Origin of the sequence: Geoanaerobacter pelophilus (assembly GCF_018476885.1) — a bacterium.
Taxonomy (GTDB): Bacteria; Desulfobacterota; Desulfuromonadia; order Geobacterales; family DSM-12255; genus Geoanaerobacter; species Geoanaerobacter pelophilus.
In genome coordinates this window covers 862,109-877,308 of record NZ_JAHCVJ010000001.1, presented here as the reverse complement: position 1 = coordinate 877,308, position 15,200 = coordinate 862,109, and the positions used below count along the sequence as shown (strand labels likewise).

The following is a 15,200-nucleotide window of genomic DNA, read 5'->3' as shown; positions in this document are numbered from 1 at the left end:
TGGAGTTTGTTCAGAATCAGCCGGACAAAATCTTTCATATTTATCTGATGGCTGTTTAGGATACATGTGAGTATGATTATCAGTAAGGCGCCTATCTCAGTGGCTAATCTGGTTATTGCCATTATTTTATTGGCGTTGACAATTCACTTCTATGAATTATTAATAGTAACACACGCTTCGTTCTTCTTTCATGAGTTAGCGATTCTCTGGCAGACCATTTTCTTGCAGCAACCGGCACACCTCTGACTTTGGAGGTGCAGACTGGGAGTCAATATGACTGATAAGCGAGGCGCAACCGCGCGATACATCCCGTCAAGACCGGCATTCAAGATAGTATTGATATATTCTGTTGTCTCCAGCCTGTGGATTCTGCTCTCCGACCGGATGCTCTCACAGTTTGTCACCGACAAGGAACTTATAACGTTACTAGCTACCATCAAAGGATGGTTTTTTGTGCTGGTGACGGCAATTCTTCTGTACGGGTTGATCTCGCGTCTGGCGGCACGGATCGGAGTGGTTAAGGAGCTGAAGACCATCCTCGACACCACCCGCGACGGTTTCTATGTGAGCGACATGGAAGGCAGGTTTCTCGAGGTCAATAACGCTTACTGCTCAATGTTGGGTTACAGCCGTGAACAGCTCCTGTCGATGCAAATCTCGGATGTCGAAGCCTGTGAGAGCAGCGATGAGGTTGTGGAGCATTGCCGGGCAATCATTGATAAGGGCTATGACTGTTTCGAATCCGTGCATCGCAGGAGTGACGGTTCGTTGTTGGATTTGGAGGCCAGCGTCAACTACAGTAGTGACCGGGGAGGGATATTCTACAGTTTTGTCCGCGATATCTCAGAGCGTAAACATGCTGAAGCTGTGTTGCGCGAGAAGGATGAGCAACTGCAGATGGCGATATTTTCTCTGGACCGGATTGTCGATTCTATTTTCTGGCTCGATCACGAGGGGCGTTTCTGTCGAGTAAACGATGCTGCATGCTTGATGCTTGGCTACTCGCGAGAAGAGTTCCTGCAAATGTCGGTTATGGATATTGACCCCGGGTTCCCTACAGGCAAGTGGTCGGAGCATTGGCAGGAGCTTGCAGAGAAAGGGGGCCAGAGGGTTGAAACCATTCACAGGGCCAAGGACGGCAGGCTCATCGATGTAGAGGTGATGGCCAATTTTGTCAAGTTTCAGGGCAAGGAGTATAACTGCGCCGTAGCCAGGGATATGAGTGAGCGGAGGCAGGCGCTCCGGGAGCTGGCGGCAAGTGAAAGCAAATTCCGCTCCCTGTTCGAGAATATGGGCGAAGGGGTGGCATTGCATCGCATCGTGCGGGACAGCACTGGTGCCATTGTAAACTACCGCATTGTCGATGCTAACCCTGCCTATGAGAGTATCATCGGCCTTTCGAGAAGTACCGTTATTGGCAAACTTGCCACCGAAGCTTATAGTACCGAGTCGCCGCCCTATCTGGATGAGTTCCTGACGCCGATTTCGACCGGCGCTCCCCTGAACTTTGAGACTTATTTCGAGTCGATGGGGAAGTATTTCTCGATATCTGCCATAAAGTGGGAGGATGAAGGCTTTGCCACAATCTTTTCCGACGTGACATTGCGGAAACGGGCTGAAGAAGAAAAACGGCTGCTTGAAGATAAAATGCGCCATTCGCAAAAACTGGAAAGCCTTGGGGTCTTGGCCGGTGGGATAGCACACGATTTTAACAACATCCTTACTGCCGTTATTGGCAACGCCGATATTGCTTTAATGCAGATCAGTCCGGAATCGCCAATTGTGGAAAACCTGCGGCGGATCGAAAGCGCTGCTACTCGCGCAACCGACCTGGCACGCCAGATGCTCGCCTATTCGGGCAAAGGTAAGTTTGTCATCGAGTCGATCGATATGAACAGGCTGATTGAAGAGATGGGGCATATGCTGGAGGTGTCGATCTCGAAGAAGGCGGTGCTCAGTTTTAGCCTGACGAGACCTCTTCCCTTGGTTGAAGCTGATGCGACTCAGCTCCGGCAGGTGCTCATGAACCTCGTGATTAATGCCTCAGAGGCTATCGGCGAGAGGAGTGGAGTCATTTCCATTGCGACCGGCAGCATGGAGTGTAACAGTGCTTTCCTGCGGGACGTGTGGCTGGAAGATAACCTGCCCGGTGGTGTATATGTCTATGTCGAAGTCTCTGATAATGGATGCGGCATGGACAAGGAGACCATGAAGAGGATCTTTGACCCGTTTTTCACCACCAAGTTTACCGGGCGTGGCCTCGGGATGGCTGCCGTGCTTGGCATAATCAGGGGTCACAAAGGGTTAATAAAGATTTACAGTGAGCCTGGACAAGGGAGTGTGTTCAAGATCCTGTTGCCATCGACCAGTAAACCTGAAGAGCAGGCGAATGAAACTCGGGATGCCCGGGAAAGCTGGCAGGGTAGAGGCCTGGTGCTCTTTGTCGATGACGAAGAGACAGTGTGCGATATTGGCAGCGAAATGCTGAAAATGCTCGGTTTTGAAGTGATAACCGCTTTAGACGGCAGAGAAGCACTCGATGTCTTCCAGCGGCATCCCGAAATATCGCTGGTTATCATAGATCTTATGATGCCGCATCTTGACGGAGAGCAGACCTTTACCGAGCTCAGGAAGCTGAGGCCGGACCTCAAGGTTATCATGAGCAGCGGCTATAACGAGCAGGAAGTGACGCAGCGGTTTCTGGGCAAAGGGATTTCCGGGTTTATTCAGAAGCCGTACCGGCTTTCTGACCTGGAAACAGTCATTAAGAAGATATCTTTTGAGAGCCGGGAGGCCTGAACATGCAGTATGGCAGTTTTAACGATGCGTTTGCCTCGCTGTTTGAGGTTAATATGGGAGTTAAGCGTGGAGAGCGGATTGTTGTCTTTAGTGATCTGATCCGCGATGATGAGATGCCGGGGCCCGTGGAAACAGAGCGCCGCAGGAAGCTTTTTGAAGTAGCAGGGAGGGCTGCAGACTTTGCCTCAGACAAATACGGCAATGCCACATTTGTCGGCTTTCCGGCCACGTCCGGTTCCGGGGTGGAACCACCGGCGGCGCTGTGGCTGGCTGTGTTTGGCGATCGAAATATGGATCGGCTTAAGGAAAAGGGCCTTCTGGAGCCTTTAATCTCTAAGACCGCCGGGCACGCTGAGCTGGAAGCGGCAACGGCTATCGTGGTTGCCGGCAGGAATGACGTGGCTGATATTGTAGTGGCCCTTGCCAATAACTCCACGAGTCACACCAGGTTCCGGGCTCTGGCAAATGCTGCCGGGTGCCGCTTTGCCAGCCTGCCGCATTTTGACCCTGATATGTTTTTCGGATCGATGCAGGTCGATTGGGACCGCCTGAAGCTTCGCACTGAGCTTCTTGCTGCTGCCCTTCAAGGGGCTGTGGAAATCAGGCTTTCCACTCCGAACGGGACACGGATGACTTTTGGCTGCAGCGGCAGAAATGCTGCCGGCGATGACGGAATGCTTTCTGCACCGGGGAGTTTCGGCAATCTACCTGCGGGAGAGGTATATCTTGCCCCGGTCGAGGGGACGAGCAGCGGGGTCATGGTGCTGGAATATGCCCCTTCGCGAAAACTTGATGCTCCGGTGAGGGTGACGGTTGAAGGCGGCATTGCGGTAAGTGTCGAAGGAGACGACCTCCTTGCCGGCTTCTTAGCCGATACCTTTGCCGCCAATCCGCTCACCAGGAATATTGCCGAACTTGGTATCGGAACCAATGACCGGGCAACTCGGCCGGATAATATTCTGGAGGCCGAAAAGATCCTCGGTACCATTCATATCGCCCTGGGAGACAACTCCGGTTTTGGGGGTAATGTCCAGGTGCCATACCATGAAGACTACATCTTTTTTCGACCGACTCTGACGGCACTGTTCGCTGACGGCAGGGAGGTCCCATTATTAAAGGACGGAGGCCTGCTGGTTGGATGAAAATCCGCTAAAGACGGCTGCTTATCGACCGATACAGGATACATAGGACTGCTGAATCCCTTAGCACAAAAAGACAGGGAGAGTGTCGGCTATGGATGAGGAGAATCTGCAAGGCCGCGGGTTGAAGTTTCATCTCAGCGAAGACAATAATCGGCTGCAGGTTGACTATCAGCCTGACGGACCAGTGGTGCCGGTTGATTTCGCCTGGCTGAAGCATGCGCTTGATGCCCAGCGGGCGGCAACCGGCTTTTTCATCTTTGAACACGCCTCCGGCGATCTTAAAAAGCGTTACAACGAAGCGACCGAGGCCTTTACTCTTGATATCGGGGAACGACGTGACGGCTGCTTTACGGTCTCTCTCGCCCCTGACCGCATGTCCGCGATGCTGAATCTTTCCCCGGCATACGGCGGCATCCCGGTAGCCCGCGAAAAGATCCTCGAAACCCTCAATTCTATGCATATCGTCAGTGGCATCTTACCTGAACGGATCGATACTGCCCTTATGTCAGGGCGCGAGACGGAGAATCTGGTAATAGCCGAGGGGCGTCCGCCGGTAAACGGGGAAAATGCTCAATTGCTGAGCCTGTTGCCGGAAGTTGCCGAGCATGTGCCCGAAGAATCTGACACAGAGGTTGTGGATTATCGCAACATCAGTGACATCATCAGCGTAAAGGCAGGCACGCCGGTCATGCGAAGGATTCCACCGACGCTGGGGGTGCCCGGTGAGGATGTGACCGGGGAACCTTTGGCGGCTGAAGATGGTGTCGATCTGTTATTTGCCGACAATCTTTCCGGGGTCTGTTTTGACCCGGCAGACCCAGACCTGCTGCTTGCCGAAATTGGCGGGATGCCAGTGCTGGTGCCCGATGGGGTAACGATAGAACCGGTCATAAAGGTCAAGAATGTTGATCTCTCTACCGGAAACCTGCATTTTGACGGTTCCGTAGAGGTTGAAGGTGATGTCAAAGAGGGTATGGAGCTTAGAGTTGCCGGTGATGTGAGCGTCAAGGGGGTTGTGGAAGCAGCAACCATCATTTGCGAGGGAAATGTTACTGTCATGGGTGGTGTTATCGGTCATGGGCTGGAAGCGGCACACCCGGAGCACCCGTCTGAGCATGCAGTGATCAAGGCCCAAGGGAATGTCGCAGCTTTGTTTGTCGAGAATGCGATTATTGAGTCAGCGGCGGACATAGAGATCAAGGAACTGGCCATGAAGAGCGAGCTTACGGCATCGGGTCAGATTCAGATCGGCGAAGATGGCTCGAAAAAGGGGCACCTGATCGGTGGTAGCTGCCGGGCTGGTAAGAAGATCAAAGCGATTATTGTCGGTTCCCGGGCAAGCGTTCAGACTAGGATTGAGGTCGGAGTCGAGCCGATGGTAAGCGAACGTCTCAAAGAGACGCAGCAGCTCATTGAAGCCAAGGAAAAAGAACTGGAAGAGATAGAAAAGGATCGTGTTTACTGCCGGGAACACCCGGAGCGGTTTACCGCGGATCGAAGCCAACAGTTAGAACATGGCTATCAGGAGCTGCAATCGAACCTTGCGGAACTGTTCGGGCAAAAGAAACGGTTGCAGAAGCAGTTGACCCCTGATCCCGATGCCTGCGTAGAGGTCGAGCGGGACATCTTCTACGGGGTGTCGGTCAAGATCGGCGAGCATCATTTTCTTGTGGAAGACGACCAGTTCGGCGGCACATTCATGGTTGTCGGCGAAGAGCTTGTGCTTGCTTCCTCTTCTTGATTATTGGTTGCGGAACTAGGCAACAACCGTTGAGATTGAGAACTCCGGCGGGTCCATGACCGCTTTCTTGACGGCACAAAGTTCAGCGGTTTTTATCAAGGCATTGTGATATTTTTGCGGGAAATCCTCTGGCACCCGAATTTCCAGGGAAACTCTGGCCAGCCTCTTCTTGCCGTCTTCGCCTTCCGTGTGCTCCATTTTCTGATGAATCGTTATCCGCTCGCTACTGATCCCCCGTTGTTGGCAGAATGAGGCAATGTAGACCCCGGCACACGTGCCGAGCGAGGCCAGAAACAGCTGGAAAGGAGTGGGTGCTGACCCGTCCCCACCGGACGATGGCGGCTGGTCGGTTACAATGCTGAAATTGTCAAACTCTGCGGTTACTTTCATTCCGGTGCCAAGTCTTATAAGCATTTCCATCGGATCTCCTCTCTGACGCTTCTTAAGTTAATGATGACAGGTTTTTCTGGCAGTTCAACCGTCCAGGTTGACACCGATCATTGGGTGTGGAAATATTTCTGCGGAGGGTGTATGCGGATCATTGGTCTGACAGGTGGCATTGCCTCGGGGAAGAGTAGCGTGGCTCGATTGCTTGAACAGCTGGGGGCCTCTGTGGTCGATGCTGATCAGTTGGCGCGGGATGCCGTTATGCCCGGCACCCCCGCGTACCTGGCAATCGTTGAATTGTTCGGCTCGGAAATCGTGCATGCTGACGGTTATATTGATCGTGAGCGGCTCGGCAGGATCGTCTTCAGTGATAGTGGGGCGAGAAAGCGTTTGGAAGCGGTCGTCCATCCTGCCATAAAAGACCTGGCCGAAGAGCGGTTGTCCGCTTTACGCAATGCCGGGGACGGAGTGGCTGTCTATATGGCGCCACTTCTTGTTGAGGCCGGGGCTGTTGATCGAGTGGACGAGGTCTGGGTGGTATATCTGGACAGTACAAGCCAACTTGAAAGGTTGATGCAGCGGGACCATCTTTCTCGTGAGGCTGCGCAGCAGCGCATTGCCAGCCAGTTGCCGATGGAAGAAAAAAGAAAATACGGCAAGATTGTCATCAACAACAGCGGCCCATGGGAGGAAACAGAGCGTCAAGTCAGGGAGGTGTGGCAACGCGAGGTAGTTGCAGCAGGGACAGGGAATTAGGGGTTGGTTCAGGGGTTTTTTACCGTCAGGCAAAAAACCCCTGGTTATTACTATTTGTGGTAGCCGAGTTTTGTGGAGATCTCTTCACCGGCTTTTTTGACCAGAGGGATAAGCTCTTTCTCGATTCTTTCATCAGTGAAGCGCATGGAAGGTCCTGAGATGCTGACTGCACCGATTATGCGACGGGTATAATCGCGGATCGGGGCGCCAACGCAGCGAACACCGGCATCGAGCTCTTCGTTGTCAACCGCATACCCCTGCTCGGCAACCTTGGCAAGGAGCTTCCTGAATTCATCCTTGTCGACAATGGTATTAGGGGTATAGCGTTTAAGCTCTTTTCCCGGCAGATAGTTGTCAAGTTCCTCGTCGGTCATATATGCCAGCTGCACCTTGCCTGCGGCGGTGCAGTAAGCAGGGAGGCGTGATCCGACCCGCGGCACGACCCGTACGGTCAGATCGGTTTCCACGGTATCGAGGTACACGATGTGGAAGTCTTTCAGGATTGCAACGTAGGTAGTCTCATTGCACTCTTTGACCAGAGCCTCAAGGACCGGCCTGGATTGGCGGAGCAGTCCCATCTGCTTAATGAAAGTTTGCCCCAGCTCCAGGGTCTTCAAGCCGAGACGATAGTTCTCTGTGACCCTGTTCTGCTCAATATAGTTTCTTGACTCAAGCGTCGCCAGCAGCCGGAACACGTTGTTCTTATGGAGTTTGAGCCGCTTGCTGAGCTCAGTTACCCCAAGTTCGTCAACGTCGTCGTGAAACTGCTCAAGCAGGTCGAGCGCATGATCAACTGCCTGGATGATATATTCGGATTTTTCTTTTTTAGCCATATTTTCACCTGTGTACGGATTCAAAAACCTTTGATTTATAGGCGGAAGCTAGTTAGATGTCAAGACAAAAACAGGTGCCAAGAGTTCTGCGGATTGTTTTACTTGACTACATGTTCCCCTGATTGCTGGTATAATAATCAGCCGACTGTTGTTCGGAACTACTCATTATTCTAATGGTAAATGTTGTTTGAAAATGTAGAATAATGTTTTATAATTGTCAAGTGCAAATACCCGACTTTTTATTCATCCAAGGCTGCAGATCAGTGGACGCCTCGTTTGATAGGAGATTTTGATGCTTAACTTGCCCAAAAAAATTCTGGTGGCCATTGATGGCTCGCCGATATCAGACAAAGCCGCCGAAGAGGCTGTCAGAATGGCAGCCTCAAATCAGGGGCCATATAAGAGCACGATAATTGCGCTTTTGGTGTTGCCGAACGCTCCGCGCAGCACTTTCACTGATTTTGTCCCTGCACCGCCGGTAACTCAGACCGATCAATGGGATGATCTCCGCAAGCGGATCTTTTATGTCATTCAGAAAAATGCGGAAGAATCTGCAACCCCTCTGGATATCAGGGTGGCTTATGGCGATCCGGCCGATGAACTTCTGACTCTGGCCGACCGTGAGAAGGTGGATGTCATCGTGATCGGGAGTTCCGGCAAGGGGTTTATCAAGAGAAAGGTTCTGGGGAGCGTCTCCAACAGGGTGGTGCAGAACGCCAAATGCTCGGTCTACGTTGTGCGGGGATGAAGCCCTTTCTGCCAGGGACTTGATAGTGTGACGTCAGAGGTGCGTTACGGGGCGAATTTCTCGGTTTCACAGCGCAGGTAAAGCAGGATCTCCCGCAGGCTGGCAATGATAATCTCCTCGTCCTGCGGGAATTCATGGGGCGAGAGTTCCAGGGTCAAGGTGTAGTCATACTCAGTGTTGCGCAGGTGGTTGAGGAATCGTGTCAGCGGCAGTATGCCGTGCCCGGGGATAAGGTGTTCCTTGCCGTGACCGTAGTCGGAAAAGTGAATATTCTTGATGCGTCCGGTATTGTAGCACTGGTAAAAGTCGTTGATGAAATTGGTCTTGCCTGAACCCATGTGCGTACAGTCGAAGGTTAGGTCCAGATTTCGTTCCTGGATGAATTCGATCATTGCCCCGGTATCAGAGAGGATGTATGGGTTCATCTTGAACCGGCCAACCCAGGGCATGTTCTCAATAGTTACGGTGACATTCTCCTTTCCCACCTCCTTCTGGTAGTCCCTGACCCGGTACATCCAGCGCCAGAAACCGGCTTCAAGCCCCATCCATGAGGCTGGATGAAAATTAACCAGCGGTACTCCGCAGTCGGCGGCAATCTCCACGCAAAGTTTCAGGGCATCCACCGGCCCTCCCCAACCGTCCAGAGGCATGAATGGGGCATGTATCGAGTGAATCGGCAGAATTGCCGCTAGTTCACAGACCACTTTTCTGCTGTTTACTCTCTGGAAATCCTGGTTGATGATCAACTCCACGCCATCAAAACCGATTTCGGCCGCGATTTCGAAAATTCGCTTGATGGGGAAGGTGAACAGGGTTCCGGAAGAGATGGATATCAGCATTTATAAACATTCTCCAGGCGGAATAATCATCCTTCTACATTCTGGTAGACGATCCGCTGCAGGTTGAACAGGGCGTCGAGCCCCTGTTTCAGGCAGATCTCGTCATCGTGGGAAATCTCTTCCCGTTCGAGATAGAAGCCGTCTTGCTCGTTACCCTTGTGCGCCACTTCAGCTGACATCTTGATTCGATGAAAGTCGTGGTATGCTTTCAGCAATTTGGCGGCAAGGTCAACCCCGAGCTCACCGGCTGCCAGCAGCTTGCTGATCCGGTCGGATGTGGCTGTGTCGCTGATGGCTTTCTGTATTGCCATCATGCGGATAGTCACCACCATCGGGTTCAGGGCAAACTGGACAAGGTTGAATTCGCCCCGGTGGCTGCCGCTTTTCTCCATCCTCAATCTGCCGAAAAAGTTGAATCCCACCGGCATAATGGAAGCGCTCCGCAATGCGGCCATCAGAGTAAGCTGATCGCTGTTGAGTGAGCGAACTGCCATTGATCGCAGTTCCAGTGCCAGTTCCTGGCTGCCGAAAACCGGCCGCAGATCACAGAGGGCAACGGTCTCGCTTGACGGATCGGGTGTGCCTGCCTGGGAGGCAATGCGGCTCTTCCACAAACCAATGTCGCCACACCATTCCGGATCATCCAGCCTCATGAAGTTTGCCGAAAGCTCCAGCTGGTCAAGGATTGCTGATACCTTCCCGCTAAATGTCGCAAACCATTGCTCAGCCGAGGGGTCGCTGCTACCGTAAACCAGCAACAGGTCACATCGAGACGAGAAGGTCGTCTCGTGACGGCCATAATTGCCGAGGGCGCAAATTGCGAAAGGTGCCGGGCTTTCTCCGCAAGTAGCCAGCCCTGATCGGATTGCCCAGTGGATCATGATATCGCGGCTTTGGCTGCAAAACCGGTGCATGGAAAGCACTGACTGTCGGCGGGCGAAATAGCTGGTAGCGCTGTCAACCGCAGAGAGGTACTGCTGCTGCAGAGAGGCGATATCGGGCGCCTTTTCCAGGGCGGCCAGTGCGTCGTCTAGTTGTGCAGCGAACCGTTCTTCCCATTCCTGCTCTTCCAGAAGGTTTTGGGCAATGCCGTTAACCAGGGAGCGATGCTGCTCCGGCATCAGGTAAGCGGCCTGGTCAGCAATCATCCGGTCAAGGTCTGCCACCAGTTCCTGCATGGCCTTGCTGTTAACGATGTCGCCGTCCCTGCTGCCGAGAATTAGTGCCATTCATCACTCCAGTAAAGGTTTTCAGCTATGATCTTTCCAGGCGGCCGTGTACTTCTCTGGCCAGGAACTGCCGCATTGCTTCAGGAGGTGGCGGGGTGAGCATGGAAACAATTATGATCACCAGGATGACAATGGGAGCGCCGCACAGTGCCGAGGAGGTCAACGGGAAGATGGTGGCCGCCAGTGGAAAGATCCTGCCGAAAAGCGGTTCGGCAAAGGTCAGGACCATGCCGGTCAGCATCCCGGCGACCACGCCGTTGCCGTTGGCCCGACCCCACCAGATTCCGAGCAGGAAGGCGGGAAAGATCGTATTCCCTGCCAGGGCAAAAGCGGTTGCGGTTATCTCGGCGATCATCCCCGGCGGCTTCATGGCGCACAGGGTGGCGATGGCAGCTAAGACCAGGGTCGCCCCCTTGGCCACCGCCATCTTTGAGCCTTCAGAGGCGTGCGGATTGAGTACGCGGTAGTAGATATCATGGGAAAATGACGAGGCCCCGGTAATCAGCAGCCCGGCGCTGGTAAAGAACGCCGCACAGGTGGCTCCGGCGGCAAGGATGCCGACCATCCAGACCGGCACCTGTCCCATGACCGCAGACCTGATGACAATGATATCGGCCATCTGCCGCGCAGATGCCGATGGCTCGGGCATGCCGGCGCTTGCTTCCATCAGTCGGGCGAACACGGCATAGGCTGGGGCGGACCAGTAAATCAAGGCAATGAAGAACAGTCCCCAGGCCACGCTCCAGCGCGCGTCACGCACGTTGGGCACAATATAGAACCGTGACAGGACATGCGGCAGCCCGGCAGTGCCAACCATGAGGGTAAAGCAGAGCGCAACCCACTGAAAGAGCGTGCCATTGGCAAACGGGGCGCTGAGATTCACCTGGAACTCGCGCGCCAGGTCCTGGATCGCCACGCCGTAGCCAAACTGGGGCAGCAGCCAGAAGTAGCCAAGGCTGTGGGCAAGGTACATCAGCGGCACGATGAAAGAGACGATCAGTACGAAATACTGCATCTGCTGGTTCCGGGCAACTCCCAGCATTCCGGCCACGACGACATACGAGATGATTGCCCCGGCGCCGAGCAAAAGCCCGCGTGAGTAGTCCAGGCCGAAGAGCCAGCCGAATATCATGCCAATGCCTTTGAGCTGGGCAATGATGTAGATAAGCGAGATGCCGATTGACACTACTGCGGAGATAATCCGGGCCGTAGAGGAGCCGTAACGTTCACCGACAAAGTCCGGGGCGGTGTATTTGCCGAACCGGCGAATTTGGCCGGCCATCAGCACCAGCAGCAGGACATAACCCCCGGTCCAGCCGATGACATAGGCTAGGGCAAAGTATCCCTTCAGGTAGATCAGCCCGGCCATCCCCAGAAAGCTGGCGGCGCTCATCCAGTTGCTGGCAATTGCCGCGCCGCCGCCGATCCGGCCGATGTAGCGCCCGGCGAACAGGTAGTCCGAGCCTTCACGGGACTTGTTGATCAGGCCGACCACGATGAATGAGGTAAGAACTCCGGCAACGATGATAATCGGCCAGAGGTTGGCGCCGCTGTCACTCATAGGTGCGGTCTCTCCTGTGGCTGTGGCGTTCAGTAACCCGGTCGGTGTAGAGGTTGAAGATCACGCAGAGAACAACGAACCAGAGCGGCAGAAACTGGCCGGTAAACCAGAAATGGAACGGGAACGAGAGAAAGGTGAGGCGGGTCAGCATTCCGTCTCCGGTGGCCGATTCTGCCAGCAGGGACAGCAGCGCCTGAAAGCCGAAGTTGAGCAGCCCCCACCCCACCAGAATGGCAACGATAACGGCCAATTCATCGACCATCGAGCCCTCCTTCGGTTTGAAGGGGTTCACTTCATACATCTCTTCGTGATGTTGCATAAAGCCTCCCGGTTCATCGGCGCACAAGATCAATGATCCCAGTGCCACTCAGCAGCCGATTTCTGGTTGAGATGCGGGACAACTATAAAAGCGTATACGCCATTTTAACAGTAAAACAAAGGTTGTCCAAGCAACTACCAGTCTTTCATCACTTCTCTCAGCACCGCGGTGGCGTATGATCCCTTCGGCAGGGTGAAGCCGACCACCAAGTCGGGGCCATCGGCAGTAGAACTACAATCGAGTAGCGGCACCCGCAATGGACGGCGCGCGCCTTCAACTCTTTGCGGCCAGCCGTTGGCCGGCCCGGCCGGGGTCAGACCTTCCGCTGCCAGGGCCTGCTCTTCCCGAAGTTTCACCTCTCCGCCAGGCCAGGTCATGCTGGCGCCGAAGAGCGGCCCGCTCGGCGATATTTCAAAGGCAGCAGCACGCGGTGCCTCTGTTGCCGCATCTTCCACCAGGAAACAGGCGCCATTGACATGTTTCCAGGCAAGGTCGCCGGTTTCCAGCTGGTCGAGCGCGTTGATGCGCTGCCGAACCATCTTGTCGAACAGTGCTGACTGCCAGGCGGAAAGATAGAGTGACTTCATCCTTGGGTTCAGGGCATGCAGCGCTTTGTCCGGCTTGTCCGGCCGGTCTGCCAGTCTTTGCAGGATGTCGCGCTCGGTGCGGCAGCTGTTGGGAAACAGACCGAGGCTTGTCGCCAATTCTCCGCGCCGGTAAGCCTCGATCGCCGCCTGCCAACGCTCGTCGGTAATTGCCGAGGTATCGCCGATGATGGAGTCGATTGCTCCCTGGTGGTCGCCGCAGAGCAGGGCGCGGCCGATCAGGTGCGAGTTGCCCTGAATGCCGTAGCGCTGCGGTCCGAAGATATTGGGGACACCTCGCTTGGCCAGAATCCCGAGAACTGCTTTGGCGCGTTCAGCGGCACCAGCAGCGACGCCTCTGATGACCAGGCGAAAGCGGTTGCCTGCCAGGTGGCCGAGCTTCAGCTTATTCCGGTGCCTGATTGCCGACAGGATGCGGATTCCCGGGATTTCTACCCCGGTAAACTGCTCCGGCTTGACCCGCGGGATGGAAAGGGTCTGGCGGGTGATCCCCTTGGCGTCTTTCATCCCGGCATAGCCGATATCCCGTTCCTGGATGGCCAGGACCCGAGCGATGCGGCGGATCGCCTCCAGGGTGGTGATCCCCCTTTTTTCGATCTCCACGTAGAGGTGTTCACCTTCGCCGGTCGGCTGGTATAAAGGGATTTCCTCAACCAGGAAATCTTCGGCACTCTCCTTGATGACTCCGCCGCTGCCGGGGATGTCACCGGTAAGGTAGCTGTTTGCGGTTGGTTGAGAATTCACAGGGCACCCGTCATTTTCTTCCGGTAGTTGATAAAGTAAATGTTCTTTCCTTCAGCCATGAATTTCTTCATGTACTTGGAGAGGTGATATCCTGCCAGTTCGTGACGGAAAAGATCCGGGGCCAGGGCGTTTTCAAAGCCCTCGACCGACGGCATCATCCCGGCCACATCAATGCCGTAGTCGTCAAAATCGGTGGCAAAATAGAAATTGCCACCCGGCACCAGGTAGTCGCGGAGGAACTCCATGAACTGGCGGCTCACCAGCCTCCGTTTCCGGTGGCGCTTCTTGGGCCAGGGGTCGGGGCAGTTGATATAGACTGCGGAAAGAGAACCTTTGGGCAGCCGCTCAGCAATGAACTGGCGCGCCTCGATCCGCACCACCCTGACATTGGTCACGCCATGACGGTCCAGGCGGCGGCAGGTGCTATCGCACCCCTTGTTGTAATAGTCGAGGGCAATGATGTTGCTATCCGGATGGTCAACTGCGGTCTTGGCGATGAAGTCGCCGATACCGCACCCTATTTCCAGGGCCAACGGTCGTTCCGCGCCGAATAAGGCGCTCCAGCCGTCCGGTGCCGGGAGTTTTTCTGCCGGGATGTAACAGGGGGAACTGATTTTGATCATGGTCTGCATGCTGTAAGACTCTCCTGCGGTGTGATGGAGGGAACATACCACAGAGCCGAGCGTAACTGAAAGGGCCAATCTGCATCGTTGCCGCTCTGGACGTCGTCGTGCAACTGAGGTAAGCTTACACCATGAAATTATTAGCCAAAATATTTGCTTCGTCGCTGGCGTTGTTTGTCTTGTTTGCCTCTGGTAGCGTCTTTGCTGCGGGCCGGATACCGGAAAAGCTCATCTATCGGCTCTCCTGGTCCGGCATCCCGGTGGGAACCGCCACCCAGGAGATTGTTGACGAGGGGGAGGTGCGGCGGGTTGTTTCCACTGCCAAATCCAACGAGTGGCTCTCCGCGTTCTTTCCGGTCAATGATCGTACCGACAGCTTTACCACCAAAGAAGAGCCGTTTCCCGGCAAGTCTTATTACTTCAGAATGCAGATCCGTGAGGGGCGCAGGGCGCGCGACCGGGAGATCACCTTTGACCAGGCCGGCCGCAAGGCGGTCTACCACGATCTGATGGGCACCGAGCGGGTCGAAGTGCCGATTGTGGAAAATACCTACGATATTTATTCCAGTTTTCTGCATGCCCGGTTTCTCGACCTGCAGGTCGGCAAGCCGGTTTATCTGCATGTCCTTGACGGCAAGGAGTTGCAGCGGATCGAGATCCGGGTGCTGCGCAAAGAACGGGTCAGCACCCCGGTCGGCGAGTTCGACACCATTGCCATTGAGCCGATGGTCAAGCCGGAAGGGGTTTTCGAAGGGAAGAAGGGGGCGGTTATCTGGTTGACCGACGACCATCGGAGAATACCGGTCAAGGCCCAGACCAAGGTCAAGGTGGGGAGTGTCACGGCGCTGCTCATCGGCGGCAATTATTAGATGGC

At 54.6% G+C, this 15,200-nt stretch carries 14 protein-coding genes; 6 read left to right on the top strand and 8 right to left on the bottom strand.

Annotated features, from left to right (window positions below; genetic code table 11):
• Positions 1-273 precede the first annotated feature (273 nt).
• From KI809_RS04045 to KI809_RS04035, 3 genes are all read left to right on the top strand, one after another.
• Entirely contained in the window at positions 274-2,799 is a 2,526-nt protein-coding gene (locus KI809_RS04045; RefSeq protein ID WP_214170209.1) for a PAS domain S-box protein, read from the top strand.
• A gap of 2 nt (positions 2,800-2,801) precedes the next feature.
• Positions 2,802-3,941: an aminopeptidase gene (locus tag KI809_RS04040; RefSeq protein ID WP_214170208.1), complete on the top strand. Its 1,140-nt coding sequence runs from the start codon at positions 2,802-2,804 to the stop codon at positions 3,939-3,941.
• 91 nt (positions 3,942-4,032) lie between these two features.
• On the top strand, positions 4,033-5,682 hold the full coding sequence (locus KI809_RS04035) for a flagellar assembly protein A (protein WP_214170207.1): 1,650 nt from the start codon (positions 4,033-4,035) through the stop codon (positions 5,680-5,682).
• 15 nt (positions 5,683-5,697) lie between these two features.
• Here KI809_RS04035 and KI809_RS04030 read toward each other — a convergent pair whose 3' ends face one another.
• The gene (locus tag KI809_RS04030) at positions 5,698-6,102 is read right to left on the bottom strand and encodes an OsmC family protein (RefSeq protein ID WP_214170206.1); all 405 of its coding nucleotides are present in this window, start codon (positions 6,100-6,102) and stop codon (positions 5,698-5,700) included.
• Positions 6,103-6,213: 111 nt separating this feature from the next.
• Here KI809_RS04030 and coaE point away from each other — a divergent pair, with 111 nt between their 5' ends.
• On the top strand, positions 6,214-6,825 hold the full coding sequence (gene coaE / locus KI809_RS04025; protein WP_214170205.1) for a dephospho-CoA kinase: 612 nt from the start codon (positions 6,214-6,216) through the stop codon (positions 6,823-6,825).
• A 50-nt stretch (positions 6,826-6,875) separates the two neighbouring features.
• On the opposite strand, the gene KI809_RS04020 is transcribed toward coaE, so the two are convergent.
• Positions 6,876-7,658, bottom strand: coding sequence for an IclR family transcriptional regulator (locus KI809_RS04020; RefSeq protein WP_214170204.1), 783 nt, complete (start codon positions 7,656-7,658; stop codon positions 6,876-6,878).
• A 292-nt stretch (positions 7,659-7,950) separates the two neighbouring features.
• Between KI809_RS04020 and KI809_RS04015 the strand changes: the two genes are divergently transcribed.
• Entirely contained in the window at positions 7,951-8,406 is a 456-nt protein-coding gene (locus KI809_RS04015) for a universal stress protein (RefSeq protein WP_214170203.1), read from the top strand.
• A gap of 44 nt (positions 8,407-8,450) precedes the next feature.
• On the opposite strand, the gene KI809_RS04010 is transcribed toward KI809_RS04015, so the two are convergent.
• The 6 genes from KI809_RS04010 to trmB all read right to left on the bottom strand — a co-directional run bounded on the left by KI809_RS04010 (position 8,451) and on the right by trmB (position 14,335).
• Positions 8,451-9,245, bottom strand: coding sequence for a sugar phosphate isomerase/epimerase family protein (locus tag KI809_RS04010; RefSeq protein ID WP_214170202.1), 795 nt, complete (start codon positions 9,243-9,245; stop codon positions 8,451-8,453).
• Positions 9,246-9,271: 26 nt separating this feature from the next.
• A complete protein-coding gene (locus KI809_RS04005; protein ID WP_214170201.1) occupies positions 9,272-10,474 on the bottom strand; it encodes a putative nucleotidyltransferase substrate binding domain-containing protein in 1,203 nt (400 codons plus the stop codon).
• 25 nt (positions 10,475-10,499) lie between these two features.
• A complete protein-coding gene (locus tag KI809_RS04000; protein WP_214170200.1) occupies positions 10,500-12,035 on the bottom strand; it encodes a VC_2705 family sodium/solute symporter in 1,536 nt (511 codons plus the stop codon).
• A complete protein-coding gene (locus KI809_RS03995) occupies positions 12,028-12,354 on the bottom strand; it encodes a DUF4212 domain-containing protein (RefSeq protein WP_214170199.1) in 327 nt (108 codons plus the stop codon). The genes KI809_RS04000 and KI809_RS03995 overlap by 8 nt, the downstream gene beginning before the upstream one ends.
• 134 nt (positions 12,355-12,488) lie before the next feature.
• Complete coding sequence (truD, locus tag KI809_RS03990; protein ID WP_214170198.1) at positions 12,489-13,703, bottom strand: tRNA pseudouridine(13) synthase TruD; 1,215 nt, start codon at positions 13,701-13,703, stop codon at positions 12,489-12,491.
• Positions 13,700-14,335, bottom strand: coding sequence for a tRNA (guanosine(46)-N7)-methyltransferase TrmB (trmB, locus tag KI809_RS03985; RefSeq protein WP_214170196.1), 636 nt, complete (start codon positions 14,333-14,335; stop codon positions 13,700-13,702). The genes truD and trmB overlap by 4 nt, the downstream gene beginning before the upstream one ends.
• A 122-nt stretch (positions 14,336-14,457) precedes the next feature.
• Here trmB and KI809_RS03980 point away from each other — a divergent pair, with 122 nt between their 5' ends.
• Entirely contained in the window at positions 14,458-15,195 is a 738-nt protein-coding gene (locus tag KI809_RS03980) for a DUF3108 domain-containing protein (protein ID WP_214170195.1), read from the top strand.
• Positions 15,196-15,200: the final 5 nt, after the last annotated feature.